Consider the following 604-nt stretch of genomic DNA (forward strand, 5'->3'; position numbering starts at 1 on the left):
ATGGCGGTGATGGCGGGTGTGCCGGGTGGGAGGCTGACGGCGACGGGGTGGTCGGGTCGGGCGCCGTGGTGCAGGAGTTGGTGGGCGAGGTGGTTGGACCATTCGTCGAGTTCGCGGTAGGTGATTGCGCCCGTCCCGTCGACGACGGCGACTGCGTCAGGCTGGCGTCGGGCCGTCTCCGTTACCAGCCGGGGTACGCATCCCAGATCACCGGGCGGGACCGGAACCGGGCTGGCGATCAACGCGCCGGCGAGCCGCTCCCGCTGGGCGGCCGTGACCGCGACCACGGTGGACAGCGGCCGGTCCGGCTCGGCCAGTACGGCGGCGACCAGGGCCCGGTAGCTGTCGGCCAGCTCGGCCATCGTCGCGGGCTCGTACAGGTCGCAGGCGTAGTCGAAGAGCACCCGGACGGCGTCCGGCTCCACCTGCACCTGGACGGTCAGGTCGAACTTCGCGACCCCCTCGTCGATCGGCAGCGGCCGCATCGTGGCGGTGTGCAGCGGCGCCGGATCGGTGCCTTCCATGGTGGTGAAGACGGTTTGGATGAGGGGTGGGGTGTGGCGGTCGCGGGTGGGTCGGGTGTGTTCGACGAGTTTGTCGAAGG

At 71.2% G+C, this 604-nt stretch carries 1 protein-coding gene; it reads right to left on the reverse strand.

The window, feature by feature from the left end; all coding sequences use genetic code 11:
- Positions 1–545, reverse strand: a 545-nt coding sequence (locus ACPXCB_RS31555; protein WP_425879778.1) for an AMP-binding protein, incomplete at its 3' end; no start/stop codon positions are given.
- Positions 546–604 lie beyond the last annotated feature (59 nt).

The organism is Micromonospora sp. DT62 (assembly GCF_049847285.1).
Classification (GTDB): Bacteria; Actinomycetota; Actinomycetes; order Mycobacteriales; family Micromonosporaceae; genus Micromonospora; species Micromonospora reichwaldensis.